17 protein-coding genes are annotated in these 16536 nt (G+C 59.9%); 10 read left to right on the top strand and 7 right to left on the bottom strand.

Features of this window, described 5'->3' with window-relative positions; genetic code table 11:
* Nucleotides 1–24: 24 nt before the first annotated feature.
* From NAC44_RS08780 to NAC44_RS08770, 3 genes are all read right to left on the bottom strand, one after another.
* Complete coding sequence (locus tag NAC44_RS08780) at nucleotides 25–447, bottom strand: RidA family protein (RefSeq protein WP_250940035.1); 423 nt, start codon at nucleotides 445–447, stop codon at nucleotides 25–27.
* 98 nt (nucleotides 448–545) lie between these two features.
* Nucleotides 546–1685 carry an ornithine cyclodeaminase family protein gene (locus NAC44_RS08775; RefSeq protein WP_250940034.1) on the bottom strand — a complete coding sequence of 380 codons (1140 nt, stop codon included), beginning with the start codon at nucleotides 1683–1685 and terminating at the stop codon, nucleotides 546–548.
* A 201-nt stretch (nucleotides 1686–1886) separates the two neighbouring features.
* Nucleotides 1887–3371, bottom strand: a complete 1485-nt coding sequence (locus NAC44_RS08770; protein ID WP_250940033.1) for an APC family permease — start codon at nucleotides 3369–3371, stop codon at nucleotides 1887–1889.
* Nucleotides 3372–3512: 141 nt separating this feature from the next.
* On the opposite strand from NAC44_RS08770, the gene NAC44_RS08765 reads away from it, so the two are divergent.
* Nucleotides 3513–4538 carry an AraC family transcriptional regulator gene (locus NAC44_RS08765; protein ID WP_250940032.1) on the top strand — a complete coding sequence of 342 codons (1026 nt, stop codon included), beginning with the start codon at nucleotides 3513–3515 and terminating at the stop codon, nucleotides 4536–4538.
* A gap of 99 nt (nucleotides 4539–4637) precedes the next feature.
* Here NAC44_RS08765 and NAC44_RS08760 read toward each other — a convergent pair whose 3' ends face one another.
* Nucleotides 4638–5021: a VOC family protein gene (locus tag NAC44_RS08760; RefSeq protein ID WP_250940031.1), complete on the bottom strand. Its 384-nt coding sequence runs from the start codon at nucleotides 5019–5021 to the stop codon at nucleotides 4638–4640.
* A gap of 139 nt (nucleotides 5022–5160) precedes the next feature.
* Nucleotides 5161–6105, bottom strand: coding sequence for a LysR family transcriptional regulator (locus NAC44_RS08755; RefSeq protein ID WP_250940030.1), 945 nt, complete (start codon nucleotides 6103–6105; stop codon nucleotides 5161–5163).
* A gap of 381 nt (nucleotides 6106–6486) precedes the next feature.
* Here NAC44_RS08755 and NAC44_RS08750 point away from each other — a divergent pair, with 381 nt between their 5' ends.
* Complete coding sequence (locus NAC44_RS08750) at nucleotides 6487–7995, top strand: aldehyde dehydrogenase family protein (RefSeq protein ID WP_250940029.1); 1509 nt, start codon at nucleotides 6487–6489, stop codon at nucleotides 7993–7995.
* Between the two features lie 142 nt (nucleotides 7996–8137).
* Here NAC44_RS08750 and NAC44_RS08745 read toward each other — a convergent pair whose 3' ends face one another.
* Complete coding sequence (locus NAC44_RS08745) at nucleotides 8138–8704, bottom strand: nuclear transport factor 2 family protein (protein WP_250940028.1); 567 nt, start codon at nucleotides 8702–8704, stop codon at nucleotides 8138–8140.
* A 449-nt stretch (nucleotides 8705–9153) separates the two neighbouring features.
* On the opposite strand from NAC44_RS08745, the gene NAC44_RS08740 reads away from it, so the two are divergent.
* Genes NAC44_RS08740 through NAC44_RS08705 form a run of 8 tightly spaced genes read left to right on the top strand, consistent with a single transcriptional unit; the run spans nucleotide 9154 to nucleotide 15863 of the window.
* Nucleotides 9154–10293 (top strand): amidase, encoded by a 1140-nt coding sequence (locus NAC44_RS08740; RefSeq protein WP_250940027.1) that lies wholly within the window; start codon nucleotides 9154–9156, stop codon nucleotides 10291–10293.
* Between the two features lie 4 nt (nucleotides 10294–10297).
* Nucleotides 10298–11437 (top strand): acyl-CoA dehydrogenase family protein, encoded by a 1140-nt coding sequence (locus NAC44_RS08735; protein WP_250940026.1) that lies wholly within the window; start codon nucleotides 10298–10300, stop codon nucleotides 11435–11437.
* Between the two features lie 24 nt (nucleotides 11438–11461).
* Nucleotides 11462–11824: a hypothetical protein gene (locus NAC44_RS08730; protein WP_250940025.1), complete on the top strand. Its 363-nt coding sequence runs from the start codon at nucleotides 11462–11464 to the stop codon at nucleotides 11822–11824.
* Nucleotides 11825–11842: 18 nt separating this feature from the next.
* Nucleotides 11843–13117, top strand: a complete 1275-nt coding sequence (locus NAC44_RS08725; protein WP_250940024.1) for an aromatic ring-hydroxylating oxygenase subunit alpha — start codon at nucleotides 11843–11845, stop codon at nucleotides 13115–13117.
* 2 nt (nucleotides 13118–13119) lie between these two features.
* Nucleotides 13120–13608, top strand: a complete 489-nt coding sequence (locus NAC44_RS08720; RefSeq protein ID WP_250940023.1) for an aromatic-ring-hydroxylating dioxygenase subunit beta — start codon at nucleotides 13120–13122, stop codon at nucleotides 13606–13608.
* Nucleotides 13608–14369 (top strand): SDR family NAD(P)-dependent oxidoreductase, encoded by a 762-nt coding sequence (locus NAC44_RS08715; protein WP_250940022.1) that lies wholly within the window; start codon nucleotides 13608–13610, stop codon nucleotides 14367–14369. Before NAC44_RS08720 ends, NAC44_RS08715 begins: the two co-directional genes overlap by 1 nt.
* Before the next feature lie 10 nt (nucleotides 14370–14379).
* On the top strand, nucleotides 14380–15348 hold the full coding sequence (locus tag NAC44_RS08710; protein ID WP_250940021.1) for a PDR/VanB family oxidoreductase: 969 nt from the start codon (nucleotides 14380–14382) through the stop codon (nucleotides 15346–15348).
* A gap of 2 nt (nucleotides 15349–15350) precedes the next feature.
* Nucleotides 15351–15863 (top strand): flavin reductase, encoded by a 513-nt coding sequence (locus tag NAC44_RS08705; RefSeq protein ID WP_250940020.1) that lies wholly within the window; start codon nucleotides 15351–15353, stop codon nucleotides 15861–15863.
* Nucleotides 15864–15877: 14 nt separating this feature from the next.
* Here the strand turns inward: NAC44_RS08705 and NAC44_RS08700 are convergent, their stop codons facing one another.
* Nucleotides 15878–16360: a MarR family winged helix-turn-helix transcriptional regulator gene (locus NAC44_RS08700; protein WP_250940019.1), complete on the bottom strand. Its 483-nt coding sequence runs from the start codon at nucleotides 16358–16360 to the stop codon at nucleotides 15878–15880.
* Nucleotides 16361–16536: the final 176 nt, after the last annotated feature.

The following is a 16536-nucleotide window of genomic DNA, read 5'->3' as shown; positions in this document are numbered from 1 at the left end:
TGGTGTGGCGGGCGAAGCCCATGTTCAGAGGGCAATGGTGCGTTTTTCGCTGTCGGCGGTCGAAGCGCCGCGATAGGCTGTGACCTCGATTTCAACCTTGTAGACGGTGGAGCCAAGCGGTGGGCAGGTCACGGTTGAGGCAGGATCGGTGCTGCGGAATTTTTCGCCGACAATCGTCATGACGGCTTCGGTGTCCTTCGGTTCCTGAATGAAGACGCGGGACATGACGACATCGGCAAGGCTTGCGCCAACGGCGGCCAGTGCGCGCTCGATATTGGCGAAGACCTGATGCGTCTGGGCGCCAACATCCTCCGGGATTTCTTTTGTATCCGGGTTGCGCCCGGCGGTGTTGGATACGAAAATCCAGTTGTCGACGGCGACGATGCGGGAATAGCTGCCGTGGTCCTCGAATTTCGAGCCGGTCTTGATCTTCACGATCTTGGTCATGATCGCTCCTTGCGTGTGATGGAAAAAAGATGTCGGGCGGACGCTTGCCGCGCATGCTTCGCGGCTGAGTTGCTCACCCGGCGGGGGGGAGGACGCACTCAGCGCAGAACGGGAACATCCCAGAGATTCAGCTTGACGCCGATGCCGCGCTCAATGGCATTGCGGTAGACGATCGTGCCCCAGGCAACGTCTTCCACCGGCATGCCGCCGACCGACATGATGATGATCTCGTCATCGTTCTTGCGGCCGGGTGCATCGCCGGCGACGATCTTGCCGATATCTTCCAGCTGGTCGCGGCTCATCTTGCCTTCGGCGATCATGTCGAGGAACTTAACGCCGATAATCGGGACGTGAACGTGGGCCGGCTTGGGCAGTTCGTGGAACCAGGCGTCGTAAAGGCCGGTATTGTCCACGACTTTGCGGATATCCGCCTGCTGCATGCCTTCATCAATGTTGCAAAGGGCCGGCATGGCGAGGAACGTACCGGGATTGACCCATTCACGCTTGACCATCGGATAGGTGGATGGGTCGCCGACAGCGCCGGAATTGCAATAGGTGACGAGATCGCTATTGCGGACCACGTCCTCGATCGTATCGACGATCTCGACCTTGGTGACCTGCGGATAGGTTTCCTTGAGCCAGGACAGGAAGCTGTGGAGGCTCTTCTGGCCGCGGCCCTTGACCTTGACCGTATCGATATTCGGGCAGGCGGCGATGAATGCGGCAAGCGTCGTCTTCGCCATGACGCCCGGTCCGAGAATGCCGACAACGCGGGAATCCTTGCGCGCCAGATGGCGCGCGCCCACGCCCGGTATTGCGCCGGTTCGGTAGGCCGACAGCAGGTTCGCGGACATGAAGGCGAGCGGCGCGCCGGTGTCGGCGTCGTTCAGGCAAAACATGAGGATCGAGCGCGGGAGCCCTTTTTCACGGTTCTCTATGTTGGAACCGTACCACTTCATGCCCGCAGTGCGGAAACGGCCGCCGAGATAGGCGGGCATGGCCATGAAGCGGCGGTCGGCCGTCGGCTTCGGCATGTCCGGAAAGGGCGAATGTTCCGGGAAACTGATGGCTGCCCCATGGCTGTCGCTGTTCGGGCCCGCCATGCGATAATCGCCGTGATAGAGCAGAGCGAACATTTCTTCCATGGCATCGACACAGGCCGGCATTTCGGTGACGCCGGCACGGATCATGTCCTGCTCGGAAAGATAGATGAAGTCGATTGTCGTAGTCTCGGTCATGGTCCTTGCTTTCGTTCAGATATGGCTTGGCTGGCCTGCCGGGGCGCCGGGTGCCACAGGCAGTTTCGTTCACGGTTGATGGCGTTCGTTTGAGGAGGCGGCTGCGGGCATGGCTTTCCATCATGCCCGCCCTTGCCCTGAGACCGATTTCAGCAAAATTGCAGGGCGGTTTTGCCTTTGGAATTCCCTGAAAACAGAGAGTTAGAGCGTTTCAGCGTTTCCGTGAAACTCTGAAATGGTCTCGTCTGCGAAGATCCGGCCGAGAGCCGCATAGCGCTCGGGACTCGCCTTTTTGATCGACAGGGCGAAGAATGCGCCGCCGATACCCACCAGGGCCACGATGACCGGGAAAGAGTCGATGACGAGATTCGATGCGCCAGCCAGAAGGCTGAGATTGGAAATGACCAGGATGATGGCACCAACGAGACCGGCAAATGCAAGGATCGGGGCAATCATTGTCCGCCAGGGGCCATAGCCTTTGTTGTCGCTGCGGAAAAACATGACGATGGCGATCGACACCATGGCCTGCACAAGAAGGATGCCAAGAACAGCAAGCGCCGACATATAGGAGAAGACGACGGCCAGCGGATCCTGCCCGGTTATGACGAAGCATGCCAGCACGACAGCGGCAATGCCCGACTGCAACATGCCGGCGACATGCGGCGAGCCGTGAATTTCATGCACCTTGCCCAACACGTCGAAGGCAAGCCCTTCCCGGCCAAGCGCGAAGAAATAGCGATTCAGCGTGTTATGGAAGGAGAGAATGCAGGCAAAGAGGCTGGTGATGAGCAGCACATTCATCGTATGTGCAGCCCACGGGCCGAGAACCTTGGTAGCGGCGTCGAAATAGAAGGTATTCATCGACGCATTGGCCGTTTCCTGAATCTTGGAGGGCCCATAGAACTGGACGATGGCCCAGGTCGAGAAGGCATAGAAGACTGCAATCAGCAGGACGGAAATATAGGTGGCCCGTGGAATGGTGATTTCCGGGCGATGTGCTTCCTCGCCAAAGATCGCCGTTGCCTCGAAGCCGATGAAGGAACCGACAACGAAGACCAGCGAAACGCCGAGCCCGGGTGCGAAGACGGTTGACGGCATGAAGCTGGACGCGCTCATGCCTTCCGGCCCGCCACCGTGCAGCACGATGCCGAGATCGAGCAGCAGGAGGATGACGATTTCGGCCAGCATGCAAACGCCCAGGATCGCGCCCGAGAAGGTGATGTTGCGCTGACCGGCAAGATGCGTGATAATCAGCACAGTGAAGGACCAAACCCACCAGGGCAGGTCAAGGCCAAGAGAGGCCATCGCGGCATTTGCGAAGACGCCGATCAATCCGTAGACGGCAATCTGCACAGCGCTGTAGGTGAGCAGCGCAATGAACGCGCCCGCAACGCCGGCTGGCTTGCCGATGCCGTTGGCGATATAGGTGTAAAATGCGCCAGCCCCTGTGATGTGGCGGCTCATGGCTGTATAGCCGACAGAAAAGATCAGATAGAGAAGGCCAGCCAGAACGAAGGCTCCGGGAACACCAGCCCCGTTTCCGAAGGCGAAGGCAGGTGGCGTCGCCCCGACAACAGCCGTCAACGGCGCAGCCGCTGCCACGACGAAGAAGACGATATGGGCGATGCCGACGGAATTGCTGGCCAGCTTACCGCTGGACGCAGTGAGACTCTCTCCGGTTTGCATGTTGAACCCCTTTTATGATGATTAATTGTTATTTGAGAAATCTAGGGAAGAATTCTGCGACGCAATATTGCAATTCATGCCGGAATTTTGATAATTTACGTCAATATTCACGTATTATTTGCAATCGCGTGGAGCCTCGTCATGAAGGAAGCGCAGCGCCGGGTTGGAAATGTCGCCTTTATTCGTGTGGTGGCGATCACGCCGCTGATCCATCAGTTCGAGAAGCGGCAGGAGAAAGCGCGCGTCCTGCTTGCCCGACACAGGCTGTCACAGACGCTGCTGGACGACCCTTATGCGGTGATCCCGCTGCAACGCTTCATCGCCTTTTTCGAGGATGCGGCGGAGGCGCTGGAGGATCCCTCTTTCGGCGCCAAGCTCGGATCGGTCGTCAAGCCGGGAGATATCGGCCCGCTGGGGATGCTCTTTTCCCTGTCGCCAACGATCATGGTGGCATTCGACCGGATTTCGAAATTCGTCAACTCGCTGCAGAATTCAACAAGTTCGCATTTCGTCGAGGAGGAAGACACATTCGTCTGGAGCTATCGCATCGCGGACCAGTCGATCTGGCCGCGCCGTCAGGATGCAGAATATTCTCTGGCTGCCAGCTGTCAGCTGGTGCGCTCCAACTTCTCCTCCGGCTGGAAGCCGGAAGAGGTGCATTTTGAACATGATGCGCCGCCGGATGCCGATATCCTGCGGCGGATTTTCCGCGCACCGGTTCTGTTCCGTCAGTCGAGCAACCGCATCATCATGCGCAAGGAAGACATCACCCGCGTCTATCGCAGTGACAACAAGGAGCTGGCCGCAATCCTCGAACGGCATATCGCCGATCTGATCGGGGAAACGGAGGTCGGGCAGAGCTTGACTGCGAAAGTGACTGCGCTGATCGAGCATTATGTCGGGCGGCGGCCTGTTACCATTGGTTTTCTGGCTGAGGAGCTGGGGATGAATGCACGCACACTGCAACGCCAGCTTGAGCGAGAAGGCACGAGCGTCCGCACACTGACACAGGCCTACCGGCAGCAGCTGGCCGCCAATCTTCTTGCCGCAGGCGGCAAGACCTCGATTTCGGACATTGCCCAGACGCTCGGCTATGCTGACAGTGCGGTCTTCGGTCGGGCCTTCAAGACCTGGACCGGTCGTGCGCCGTCGAGAACGCAGAAGTAGCTTTTAGAGCATCGTGCGATCAATATGATACTCTAGAACATGTTGCGGCTTATCAGCCTCCGTTATCGTTTTATTGAGGACAATAAAACGCGACATGGTTTAAATTCGGGGATCATGGCTGCGGATGATGTCAACCGCATTGCCTTTCTCCGGCAGAAATTCCAGCAGGAGCCCATCTCCCAGCTTGAGCCAGTGATCGCCCTTGGCGGTCGAGACGGCGCCGCGAGCACGTGCGGCTTCGATGGCGGCGGGGACATCTTTGCAGACAATGCCGAGATGAGCAAATCGGCCCTCGGGACCGGAAAAATCCGGATCGGCGATGAGCTGAATGCCGCCCTGAAGCCAGACCTGCGTCGGGGCCTCAGGCGTTCCATCATACTTGGTGATACCCATGCCCAACACCTCGGTGAAAAAGTCGATCAGGGGTATGATGTCGCGAACGAAAAAGGCCGTATGTTCGACATAAGCGGTGGTGGCGGACATGGGCGAAACCTTTAGCTCTTGAGGAATATGAAAACACCTTGCGGCTTAACAGCCTCATGCAACGTGCTTTCAGCCTTGGATGTATCGTATGGACGGTATCGTTTCATTGGGAACAATGAAAGGCGACATACGCACATGATCAGGCTGAAGCGCGGGCGGGAAAATCTGGCTCGCCGCTCCAGACGCGCTCAAGATCGTTTTCACGGATGTGGCGCACCAGCGCGTCGATAAAAAGCCGGGTGCGGGCCGGCATGTTGGCTCGGGACGGAAAGGCCACATTCATCGTCAAGGGCTGCAACCGCCAATCCGGCATGACCTCCACGAGCCGTCCGGCATTGAGCTCGGCTTGCACGACGTAGGCGGGTTGAACCAGAATCCCCATCCCGTCAAGCGCCGCGTGTTTCAGTGCCATGCCGTCATTGCAGGTCAATTCTCCTGTCACCGGCAGGCGTTTGGTGATGCCGTTGCGGTGGAACGTCAAATGGTCCCAATCGTCGGAGAGCGTATAAAGCAGTAGCGCATGGCTCTCGATCTCATCGGGATTGCTAGGTGCGCCATGCGCCGCGATATAGGACGGCGCGGCTGTCAGAATGCGCGGAACCTCTGCAAGCTTGCGAATGGTGTGCGAACTGTCGGCTTCGATGCGCCTCGTGCGGATGGCAACATCGAGACCGCTTTCAACGATGTCGCCATAGCGGTTCGCTATCTGCAGATCGATCGTCACCGCCGGGTAATCCAGTTTGAACTGCCGTATGATCGGCAGGAGATGGATGAGGGAAAACGCCAGCGATGCGCCGACTTTCAGTGTGCCCAGCGGCTCGGCCTTGACGGCGCTGACGCTCTCTTCGGCGGCGTTGAGCTTTCCCAGAATGTCCCGCGCCTGGCCCGCAAACCGCCTCCCCTCCAACGTCAGCGACAATTGCCGCGTCGTGCGCTGAACAAGGCGGACACCGAGGCGGTTTTCCAGGCTGTTGAGACAGCGGCTGACACCCGAGACGGAAAGGCCGAGCTGGTCGGCCACCCGGGTCAGGCTGGCCTCGTCGGCAATGCGTGTGAACACTTCCAGTTCGGTAAACCGATCCATGTCGTTGAACTCTCTGGTTCCCCTTATTGCGGTAATAATCACATAAATATTGGCAAATGGCAAGCGACCCTCTTGCCGGGGTGATTATTGCAGGGACTGCAAGAGTGTTTTCCGTCTTACGTGATTTATCACACAATGAGACAGTGACAGGGTATGGAAAATAGAAACTGCCGCTTGGCCAAGGGAGGTTTCAAGTGTCAAAGCCGGGATTCTGCCCAATCCCCGATGACGGACCATGCGGCAAGATACGAGACGCACGCGGTTGTCACCTCTGCTGTGGCTGCGAGCGAAGCACGGCGTGCAGACGATTTCATTCTCTACCCGCAGCCGGACTGACCGCCAGGCGCATAACGCATAACAAATCATAAGAGAGGGACTGACATGAGAATTGCGCAAGCCGATACCTCCGTCGATACGGTGCTCTCCACCGTTACGGACTTTCTCAAAGCGCCGCAGGTACTTCTGAACGGAAATTCCCTCACTGCAGCATCCGGGGAGACCTATCCTGTCTATAATCCGGCGACTGGCGAGATTCTGACCCGCGTACCGGCCTGTGGCGCCACCGATGTCGATCGTGCGGTCAAAGCGGCCGCAGCTGCATTCGAGGGGCCGTGGTCGAAGATGCTGCCGGTGCAGCGACAGGGACTCATGCTGAAGCTCGCCGACCTCATAGAAGCACATGGCGAGGAACTGGCGCAGCTCGAAACGCTCAATCAAGGCAAGTCGATCATGCTGTCGCGTCTGATCGAAGTGCAATCCTCGGCAGAATATTTCCGGTACATGGCGGGGGCTGCGACCAAAATCGAAGGCTCGACACTCGATGTCTCCATCGCCATTCCACCGGGCATGCGCTATCAGGCACAGACGCGGAAGGAGCCGGTGGGTGTCGTTGCGGCCATCACGCCGTGGAATTTTCCTCTCAACATGGCGACATGGAAGATCGCGCCGGCGCTGGCCGCTGGCTGCACCGTCGTGCTGAAGCCTGCCGAGGAAACGCCGCTGACCTCGATCCGCCTGGTTGAGCTTTGTCGCGAAGCCGGCTTTCCCGATGGCGTCGTCAATGTCGTGACCGGCATGGGGGAAACGGCCGGTGCCGCTCTCGTCGCTCATCCGGGTGTTGCCAAGATCACCTTCACCGGCTCCACCGAAACCGGCAAGCTGATCGGCGTTCAGGCCATGAAAGACATGAAGCGCGTCACGCTCGAACTGGGCGGCAAGGCCCCGATGGTGATGTTTGATGACATGGACCTCGACCTGCTGGGCGCGGCCGCTGGTATCGGCGTCTTCTTCAACACCGGGCAGACCTGCTGTGCAGCCACCCGCATCTATGCGCAGAAGGGCATTTACGAAAAGGCGCTTGAGGTGATCGCCAACGTGTCGCGCAGCCTCGCGATCGGCTCGGGCCTCAACCCGATGAACCAGATCAACCCGCTTGTGTCGGCCAAGCACCAGTCACATGTAAAAACCTGCATTGCGCGCGGCATCGCGGAAGGTGCGACACCACTCATCAGTGCAAGCGCCCCGGAGAAGGGCTTCTTCGTCGCCCCGGAACTCTTTACGGATGTCCGCCAGGACATGGCTCTCATGCAGGACGAGGTTTTTGGTCCGGTTGTCACGATCACGCCCTTCGAGGATGCGGACGACGCAATCGCCAAGGCTAACGACACCCGCTACGGCCTTGGCGCATCGATCTGGACCAATGATCTCAACAAGGTCATGCGCTATGTGCCGAAAATCCAGGCTGGCACGGTCTGGGTCAACAGCCACAACATCCCCGACCAGAACATGCCTTTCGGCGGCTTCAAGCAATCCGGTATCGGCCGCGAACACGGCAGCCGCGCGCTGGAAAACTATCTGGAAACGAAGTCCGTCTGCATCGCCTATCGATGAGGGGCCGGGCAGGGTTAGAGCATCGGATCTCAACCGATGTTCCATCCGATGCTCTGGCGATACAGGAAAGGGCCGGCGAAAACCGGCCCTTCCTGATGTGTGCATCTATCCCTGAGGCAGGCAAACCCTGCCCCTCGCTTGCTCACGGCCTCATCAGCACCGACTTCGACGGATAGTCCGAGGCCCAGGTGGCTGGCAGCGGAGCGACGAAGACATTTTCGGTGCGGGTGCGGGTGATCTTCCAGACCCCGTCAGCTTCCTTGCGGAACGTGTTGTTGAGGCGGGACGACCGAAGCAGGGCCTTGCCGTCGGAGAAGAGCCAGGGCTGCATATGCACCCACTGGCCGTCCGCCGTCGTGCCGTTGGCATGCACGTGGATCTGTTCCGACGTCAGATAATGACAGTTGAGGATCAGGGCCGGATCGGTTTTTCCGCCCCAGAAGCTCTGAAAGTGCTTGCGGATCGCAGCAGCCCCGACCGCGCGGCCGAACTGGTTATCATAATACTCGCCGACGCCTTCCCAGACAGCATCTTCCGTATAGAGCTGCATAATGAGTTCGATACGATGGGCATCATCGGCAACGCCGAATTCCGGGTTGGGCGTATCGCAGAGAAACATGTAGCGCGCCTGAATGCGGCGGATATCCGCCTCAGCTTCCAGCATTTCGATACGGCGCATCAGCACCGTGATGTCTGTCTCAGTGGTCATGGTGGTTATCCCGTTCGCGGGCGCTTCAAGCCCTTGAACGGGCGCGCCATCACGGAAAATCCTAGTCTCGAGATGATAAGCGTCAAGCGGTAATATTCACGTAAATTGACGACGAGGCGAAAAAGACTTTCCCGAATTGCGCAAGAATGATGGGCCGGGAGTTGTGTTATGGATGTTTGTGAGCGCCCGTCTTGTTGGAACGGGCGCTGGAAAATTGACCATGATTGTGACCAGTTCTCACGGTTCCGTCCCAGCGGCGGCGCCGCTTTATTTGTTTTAAGATATTGATAAAAAATGAGAAAATTAAAAATTTTGTTCATCGGCAATTGACAGTCCGCATGTTTACAGTAAAATTCACGTAATAACCGGGGAACGGGCAAAAGCCCGGCTGTTCAATGCCACACACATCTCATCATCACGACGCCTATGGCGTTTTCGCATCGCAATTTATGCTTGAGCCACAGCAAGGCACCGTGCCTGCCATGGCCGTTACGATCAAGGATTGCATCGACATTGAAGGCATGGTGACGCGCTGCGGCTCCAGGGCGCTTGCCGATGCGGCACCCGCCAGATCTCATGCCGATGTGGTGGCAAACCTGCTTTCCGCAGGCTGTCGCATTGTCGGCAAGACGAAGATGCATGAGCTTGCCTATGGCATGACCGGCATCAATGCGTTTGAGGGAACGCCCATCAACCCGCGCTATCCGGGCCGTATTCCGGGCGGGTCCTCGTCCGGCTCGGCGGCGGCAGTTGCGGCCCATCTCGTTGATGTCGCCATCGGCACCGACACGGGTGGCTCCATCCGCCAGCCCGCAATTTGCTGTGGTGTCATCGGGTTCAAGCCGACCTTCGATCGCGTGAGTCGCAAAGGTGCCTTACCAGTGCAATCCTCGCTTGATTGCATCGGCCCATTTGCACGCAATCTCGCAATGATTGAGCGCGCCATGTCCGCCATTGACCCGACGTTTCAGGCCGAAGGCTTCGAGGGATCATTGCGCATCGGCCGGTTTCTGCCGGATGACGGTATCGAACCCCGTATGGCCGCAGCGATGATGGCCGTCGAGGCCGATAAAGGCGGCGTGATCGAAGACCTCGACCTGCCGCGGCACGATTGCGCCTTCGAGGCCGCCTTCACTGCCGGTATGACGATCATTGCCCGCGAGACACTTATCGCCAATGCTGCGCTGATGGCGCGCCCTGAATTGCTGGGCGATGACGTGCGCAAGCGTCTTGAAGGTGCGCGAAACGTGACCGATGCCGAGATGTCGGCTGCGGAAGATGTCCGCGTCCGTTTCACGGCAGACATCGATGCACTGCTTGAGCGGTTCGACGTGCTGCTGACTCCCGCCCTGCCGCACCCGCCGCCGCTGCTTTCGGAAGCAGGCGAGCCTGCAAAGGTGCTGACGCTGACGCGCTATCTGCGGCCCTTCAATCTCTCAGGCCACCCGGCCATCGTACTGCCGGTGGCAACGCCGGATGGTCTGCCCTCGGGCATCCAGCTTGTGGCCCCCAAGGGCGCAGACGCCCGGCTGATCGCGATGGCCCGCCGGCTCATCGAAACAAATCCGACATTCCAGATGGAGGAATAAGACAATGAATTATCATGCCCCTCCGGCATCCGCCGCAGCGCTTGAGGCGTTGAAAAGCGAAATCAGCGCCCGGTCGGAAGAGTTCCAGGCGTTACGCCATATTCCGAAGGACATTGTCGCCAAGTTTCAGACCATCGGCGTCTACCGCGCTTTTGTGCCGAAGCGTTTCGGTGGCGATGAGCTTGCCCCGCAGGATTTTTGCCGTCTGGTCGAGGATATCTCGATGGCGGACGCGTCTGCCGGCTGGGTGTCAAGCTTCGGCGTCTCGGCGACCTATCTGGCGGCCCTTCCGCCGGAAACCTATGCGGCCATTTATGGCGCCAACCCGAATACGGTTTTTGCCGGGGCGATGTTTCCGCCGCAACCGGCCAGGCGTGTAGAGGGCGGGCTGGAAGTCTCCGGTCGCTGGCCCTGGGGTTCGGGTGTCATGGGCGCTGACATTGTTGGCGCTGGTATCAAGATCGAAGGCGAGGACAGCCCGCTGCCCCGCACCGCCGTTCTGCCCCGCACGAAGGCCAGTGTCGACGAGAACTGGGACACGATCGGCCTTCGCGCCACCGGCAGCCATGACATCGTCATCGACAAGGCGATCGTTCCGGAAGAATGGACCTTCATTCGCGGTGGAAAGCCGCAGCAGGACGACCTGATCTTCCGTTATCCGGCCATGGCGCTTGCCGCCCAGGTGCTGGCTGTCGTGGCGCTCGGTGTGGCCCGCTCAGCACTCGACTGGGTCCACGCCAATGCACTCGCCCGCACCTCTGTCACGGGCGCGCCAAGCCCGGCCGCGCGCGCCTATATCCAGATCGATTTCGCTAAGGCCGAAGGCCTGCTGATGGGCGCCCGCTCGGCCTTTTATGACGCGATTGAGGAAGGCTGGCGGCAGATGCAGGCGAATGGCGAGGTTGACAGAACCATGCTCATCCGCATGCGTCATGCCGCTTCCAAGGCCGCGCAGGACGGCGCGGAAGCGGCCCGTCTCGCTTTTGTCATGGGCGGTTCGGAAGCCATGGCGACGGGTCATCCACTCGGCCGCAAGATGATCGATGCAGCCTGCGTGGCACAACACGCCTTCATCAATTCCGGCAGCTGGCAGGCGGCGGGTGCCGCCCTCTTTGGCCAGCAGACACCGCCCGGTTATCCGTGATCACGATACGAAAGGAATAGCGTCATGTCTGAACCGACACCCATCCGCACGCTGCTCTGCCTTGCCGTGCAGCCGGCCTTTTTCGATCTGCCCTTCGGCGAGATCGGCGCCGTCTGGAAGGCAACGCAGGCCTTCATGTCCGGGGTCGCCAGGCTCGAAGGCGTGACCGTGCTTGGCACGCTCGACGACGACCAGACGCAGGTCGGCACCTCGCCGTCCTTCCCCTGGACCTGGTACATGCTCTGCGACTTCCCCGACCGGCAGTCGGTGATTGCTGCCTGCAACCTGCTGCGCACGATCGTCGTCGATGACGCCGATCATCGCCTTTGGAAATACATGCGCGTTGAGGCTCGCATGGGCCGAGCGCTCACCATTCCCGAACTGTGAACCCTGAAAGGAGCAGCCATGTTGCAGGCTCAAGAGACATTCAGCGATCTCGACGCGCTCTATTCGCCGGACGCCAAGGTCGCTACCTCCATGTACGAGAATGCCGATCTCTTCAACGAAGAGATGGAGCGCATCTTCAAACGCACCTGGGTCTGGGTCGCCCATGACAGCGAACTCGCCGACAAGGGCGCGTTCAAGCTGTCGAATGTCGGCCTCGAACCCGTCATCGTCGTTCGCGACCGCAAGGGCGAGGTCCATGTTCTGGTCAATCGGTGTCGCCACCGTGCGGCTACCGTCTGCGAGGTCAAGAAGGGCAAGACGTCGTCCTTCCAGTGCCCCTATCACGGCTGGGGCTACGGTCTCGATGGGTCGCTGCGTGGCCTGCCTTATCCGGAACAGTATGGCGAGGATTTTGACAAGGGCGCGCATGGCCTGAAGCGCCTGCGCACCGAAAGCTATAACGGCATGATCTTTGCGACCTTCAACGAGGAGGTCGAGCCGCTTGTCGATTTCCTCGGGCCGGAAGTATGCCGCTATATCGACCTTTTCATGAAGCAGGGCGGTGGGTTCCCGATCAAGGTTTTAGGCGAGCACCAGTTCACCGTCCCGATGAACTGGAAAGTGCAGCTCGAAAACACCACGGATGCCTATCACTTCCCCGTGGTGCACAAGAGCTTCATGCAATCGCTCGATGGCGATGCGGAAGAGGCCTTCAAGTTTCTCGACACGGGCAAGGGCTTTGTTGAAGATCTCGGCAACGGCCATTCGGTCATGGTGATGATCCCCGAGCGCATCGATCTCGATGACAACCTTGATGATCCGGTGGAGGAACGCTTCCAGCCACTGGTTCAGGAATTGCACGACGAGGGTTATCCGGAAGATCAGGTCAAGAAGATCGTGCGCGCCGTTGGTGGGGCAGGCTTCAATCTTAATCTCTTCCCCAACGTCTCCTTTTCGCTCGCTTTTTTCCGCGTGCTGACCCCGATCAACGTGGAACGGACCGATATCCGCCACATCGCGCTGGGCATGAACGGCGGGCCGGCGGCGGCCAACCGGATGCGCCTGCGCCTGCATGAGCATTTCCAGGGCCCGATGGGTTTCGGCTCGCCGGACGATGCGGAAGTGTGGGAGCGCGTGCAGCGCGGCACCAAGGGGGGCGAGGATCTGCCGATTCTCGTCAATCGCGGCCTCAACGACGAAACGCCCGGCGCGCTCGGTCCGCGCGGCCATATCAGTGCGGAAACCGGCATGCGCGCCGCCTACAAGATGTGGAAGAGGATGATGTCGCTATGAACATGATGACGAAGACCAATGATCTGGCGCTGCTGCAAAAGGTCAGCGCCTTCCTCTGGGCGGAAGCGGCCCTGCTCGACGCCAAGGACTACGATGCGTGGCTGTCGCTGTGGTTGACCGAGGGCTTCTACACGCTGCCGATCGGCGAGGGCGACGACTTCGACAACCAGCTCAACCTCTGCCACGACAATGACCGGATGCGACGTGACCGCATCCGGCGCTTCCAGCAGGGCTTTTCGATCTCGTCGGCCCCGCCGGCGCACACCGTGCGCACGGTCTCTCGCTTCGTGATCGAGACTGTCGAGGGTGATATGGTGACGGTTTCCAGCGCCGAACATGTGATCGAAGACAAGTTTGGCCGCCAGCGCATCTGGGCCGGTCACATGCGCCACACGCTGGTTGCCTCCGGCGACGGCTTCAGGATCCGCGCCAAGGTGGTGCGGCTGCTCAACTCGGATGGGATGCTGAATTCGTTCAGCTATTTGTTCTGATGGCGGCCCCTCTTCCTGAAAAGACCCAGACCGCCGTGGTGACAGGCGGCGCACGCGGCCTTGGGGCCGAGATCGTACGCGCCCTCCACCGCGAAGGCTTCCGGGTCGTGATCACCGATATCGAAGCGGATGCGGGGGCTTCACTCGCCAGCGAACTTGATCTCGCTGGCGAAACCGCCGTCACGGCAACGCTCGACGTCAACAAGCCTGAGAATTTCCAGGCGGTTCTCGACAGATGCGTCGAGCGCTGGGGTTCGGTGGAAGTGCTGGTCAACAATGCCGCGCGCACGGCGGTCAAGTCGGTGCTCGACATCGACCCGGCCGATTTCAACGCGATCCTGACCACCAATGCCGGCGGCACCTTTGCCGGCAGCCAGATCTTCGGCCGTCACTTCAAGGAACGCGGCTATGGCCGCATCGTCAATCTGGCGTCACTGGCGGGGCAAAATGGCGGCACGGCGACGGGCGCGCATTACGCGGCTTCCAAGGGCGCGATCCTGACGTTGACCAAGGTTTTCGCCCGCGATCTCGCCCCCTTCGGCGTGACCTGCAACGCGATTGCCCCCGGCCCCATGGATACGCCCATGGTCCGCTCGGTGATCACGCCCGACAAGATGGCGGCGGCACTCGCCAATATCCCGGTTGGCGAGTTGGGCGATCCGGTCTTCGTCGCTGAACTGGTTGCGCTGCTCGCCGGTCCGAAAGCATTCTTCGTCAATGGCGCCTGCTGGGACGTCAATGGCGGCATCTCCATGCGCTGAGGGGAAAACAATGGGCACCAATACGCTGAAACTGAAAGTCGCCGAGCGCATTGAGGAGCCCGGCAACATCCTGCGCCTGCGGCTCGTCGAGGCCGGTGGTGCACCGCTGCCCGCATTCGAGGCCGGTGCGCATCTCGATCTGCATCTTCAGGATGGATCGACGGACCTGTGGCGGCAATATTCGCTCTGCTCCGACCCGTCGCGGCAGGACGCCTACGAGATCGGCGTGCTGCTCGATCCGAAATCACGCGGCGGCTCCATCGCCGTTCACAAGCTCGCGCACACTGGCGCCACGTTCGAGGTTGAAGGCCCGCGTAACCATTTCCCGCTGGAAGAGAAGGCGGACACCTCCGTTCTTTTTGGTGGCGGCATCGGCATCACACCCATGCTTGCCATGGCGCAGCGCCTTCATGCGCTTGGCCGCAGTTTTGTGCTGCATTACTGCACGCGCTCGGAAAGCGTGACGGCCTTCAGGGGCCTCATCGAAACCGCCCCCTGGGTTGACAGGGTCATCTTCCACTTCGACGATCAGGCCGCCGAGCAGCGGCTTGATCTTGCCCGCGACCTGCCGAAACCTGCCCCCGGCACGCATCTCTATGTCTGCGGCCCGCAGGGCTTCATGGATTGGGTGATCAGCACGGCAGAAGCTGCCGGTCATGCCAAGGCTAATGTTCACCGCGAATATTTTTCCGCCGATGTCGACCAGTCCGGCAGCGGCTTCGAGGTGGTCGCGAAGCGCTCCGGTGTCACGGTTCGCGTCGAGGCCGGCAACACGATCGCCAAGGCGCTCGCCGCGGCTGGCGTGAAGATTGAGGTAAAATGCGAGGAAGGCGTCTGCGGCACCTGCGTCACGGATGTTCTCGAAGGCATACCCGACCATCGCGACAAGTTCCTCACCGACGAAGAACGCGAGGACTGCACGATGATTTGCGCCTGCTGCTCGCGCGCTGCTACACCCACCCTGGTTCTGGATGTTTGATCATGACCCAAGATGCCATCTCCCCAACGCCCACCCCGGAAGCGCTTGCCTTCCGCAACGGCATGAGCCGCCTTGGCGCTGCCGTCAACATTGTCACTACCGACGGTCCGGCTGGCCGACACGGGCTGACCGTCTCGGCCGTCTGCTCGGTCACCGATCAGCCGCCGACGCTGCTCGTCTGCATCAACCGCAAAGCGTTCTCGCATGATGCCTTTGTGAAAAACGGCGCAATCTGCGTCAATGTGCTGAGCCCGGCGCATCAGGATCTGTCGCGCGCGTTTGCCCGCTGGACCGGGGAGGACCGCTTCGCTACCACCGATTGGCACAGGGGCACCACCGGGGCGCCGGTTCTGGGGGACGCTGCTGTCGCCTTCGACTGCCGCATCGTTGATCAGCAGTCACGCGGCACGCATACGGTCTTCTTCTGCGAGGTTATCACCACGGATGTCGCTCAAGGGCAAGCCAATGGTCTCGTCTGGTTCGACCGTGCCTTCCACCCGCTTGAGCCACATTGACGGCGTCTTGGCCGTTACGCGCCATCGAGCTGCAGGAAGACCTTTTCCAGAAGGCCGTTCAACTGTGCCAATTCGTCCGGTGTGATATTCACGAAGGTTGACGAGAAGACCTCATCGGCCTCCTTGCGGGCAAGACGGCGCAGTTGGTCTCCTGCAGGTGTCAGGCAGGCCTCTGTCACACGCCCGTCACTGGGGCGGACACGGGTGACGACCAGCCCGTCGGCGATCATGCGCTGCACGATTTTTGTCGCCGTATTGAGCTTGATGACCGCATAGTCGGCGATTTCCGAAATGCTCAGATGCTCATCCTCGTAAAGCGACATCAGCACACGCCAGCGCGCCATATCGAGGTCCAGCGGCTTGAGGCGATGTTCCAGCACCTGGACATAGCGCGCGTTGACCCGCGAGACCCAATAAAAGGGCCAGTCCTTCTTCATGCGCTTTTCCAACGTTACAACGGCATGCGGTGCGTGATTGGAAACTGTGTCATCAGACATTTGCGTCTCGTCTCTTTAGGGCGCTGCTGCTTCAATGGGCATCATGGCGCCGGGGCAGTGAATATGACCCGTTGACAGGGCAGACCTCTCACTCCGTCATGGCAGGAAGGAGATAGAGGAAAAATCCACTAAACTCAACGGAGGATTATGGGCTGGCCATGGGAGCCTGACGACAG

It is taken from the genome of Allorhizobium sonneratiae, from assembly GCF_023700755.1.
In the GTDB taxonomy this organism is placed as follows: domain Bacteria; phylum Pseudomonadota; class Alphaproteobacteria; order Rhizobiales; family Rhizobiaceae; genus Allorhizobium; species Allorhizobium sonneratiae.
This window is presented reverse-complemented; position numbering and strand designations above follow the sequence as displayed.

Coding starts and splice junctions, on each gene's coding strand:
- NAC44_RS08730 (WP_250940025.1), top strand. CDS start 11,462: ATGTCTGAACCGACACCCATCCGCACGCTGCTCTGCCTTGCCGTGCAG.
- NAC44_RS08750 (WP_250940029.1), top strand. CDS start 6,487: ATGAGAATTGCGCAAGCCGATACCTCCGTCGATACGGTGCTCTCCACC.
- NAC44_RS08755 (WP_250940030.1), bottom strand. CDS start 6,105: ATGGATCGGTTTACCGAACTGGAAGTGTTCACACGCATTGCCGACGAG.
- NAC44_RS08735 (WP_250940026.1), top strand. CDS start 10,298: ATGAATTATCATGCCCCTCCGGCATCCGCCGCAGCGCTTGAGGCGTTG.
- NAC44_RS08725 (WP_250940024.1), top strand. CDS start 11,843: ATGTTGCAGGCTCAAGAGACATTCAGCGATCTCGACGCGCTCTATTCG.
- NAC44_RS08775 (WP_250940034.1), bottom strand. CDS start 1,685: ATGACCGAGACTACGACAATCGACTTCATCTATCTTTCCGAGCAGGAC.
- NAC44_RS08710 (WP_250940021.1), top strand. CDS start 14,380: ATGGGCACCAATACGCTGAAACTGAAAGTCGCCGAGCGCATTGAGGAG.
- NAC44_RS08770 (WP_250940033.1), bottom strand. CDS start 3,371: ATGCAAACCGGAGAGAGTCTCACTGCGTCCAGCGGTAAGCTGGCCAGC.
- NAC44_RS08700 (WP_250940019.1), bottom strand. CDS start 16,360: ATGTCTGATGACACAGTTTCCAATCACGCACCGCATGCCGTTGTAACG.
- NAC44_RS08705 (WP_250940020.1), top strand. CDS start 15,351: ATGACCCAAGATGCCATCTCCCCAACGCCCACCCCGGAAGCGCTTGCC.
- NAC44_RS08740 (WP_250940027.1), top strand. CDS start 9,154: ATGCTTGAGCCACAGCAAGGCACCGTGCCTGCCATGGCCGTTACGATC.
- NAC44_RS08760 (WP_250940031.1), bottom strand. CDS start 5,021: ATGTCCGCCACCACCGCTTATGTCGAACATACGGCCTTTTTCGTTCGC.
- NAC44_RS08745 (WP_250940028.1), bottom strand. CDS start 8,704: ATGACCACTGAGACAGACATCACGGTGCTGATGCGCCGTATCGAAATG.
- NAC44_RS08780 (WP_250940035.1), bottom strand. CDS start 447: ATGACCAAGATCGTGAAGATCAAGACCGGCTCGAAATTCGAGGACCAC.
- NAC44_RS08720 (WP_250940023.1), top strand. CDS start 13,120: ATGATGACGAAGACCAATGATCTGGCGCTGCTGCAAAAGGTCAGCGCC.
- NAC44_RS08715 (WP_250940022.1), top strand. CDS start 13,608: ATGGCGGCCCCTCTTCCTGAAAAGACCCAGACCGCCGTGGTGACAGGC.
- NAC44_RS08765 (WP_250940032.1), top strand. CDS start 3,513: ATGAAGGAAGCGCAGCGCCGGGTTGGAAATGTCGCCTTTATTCGTGTG.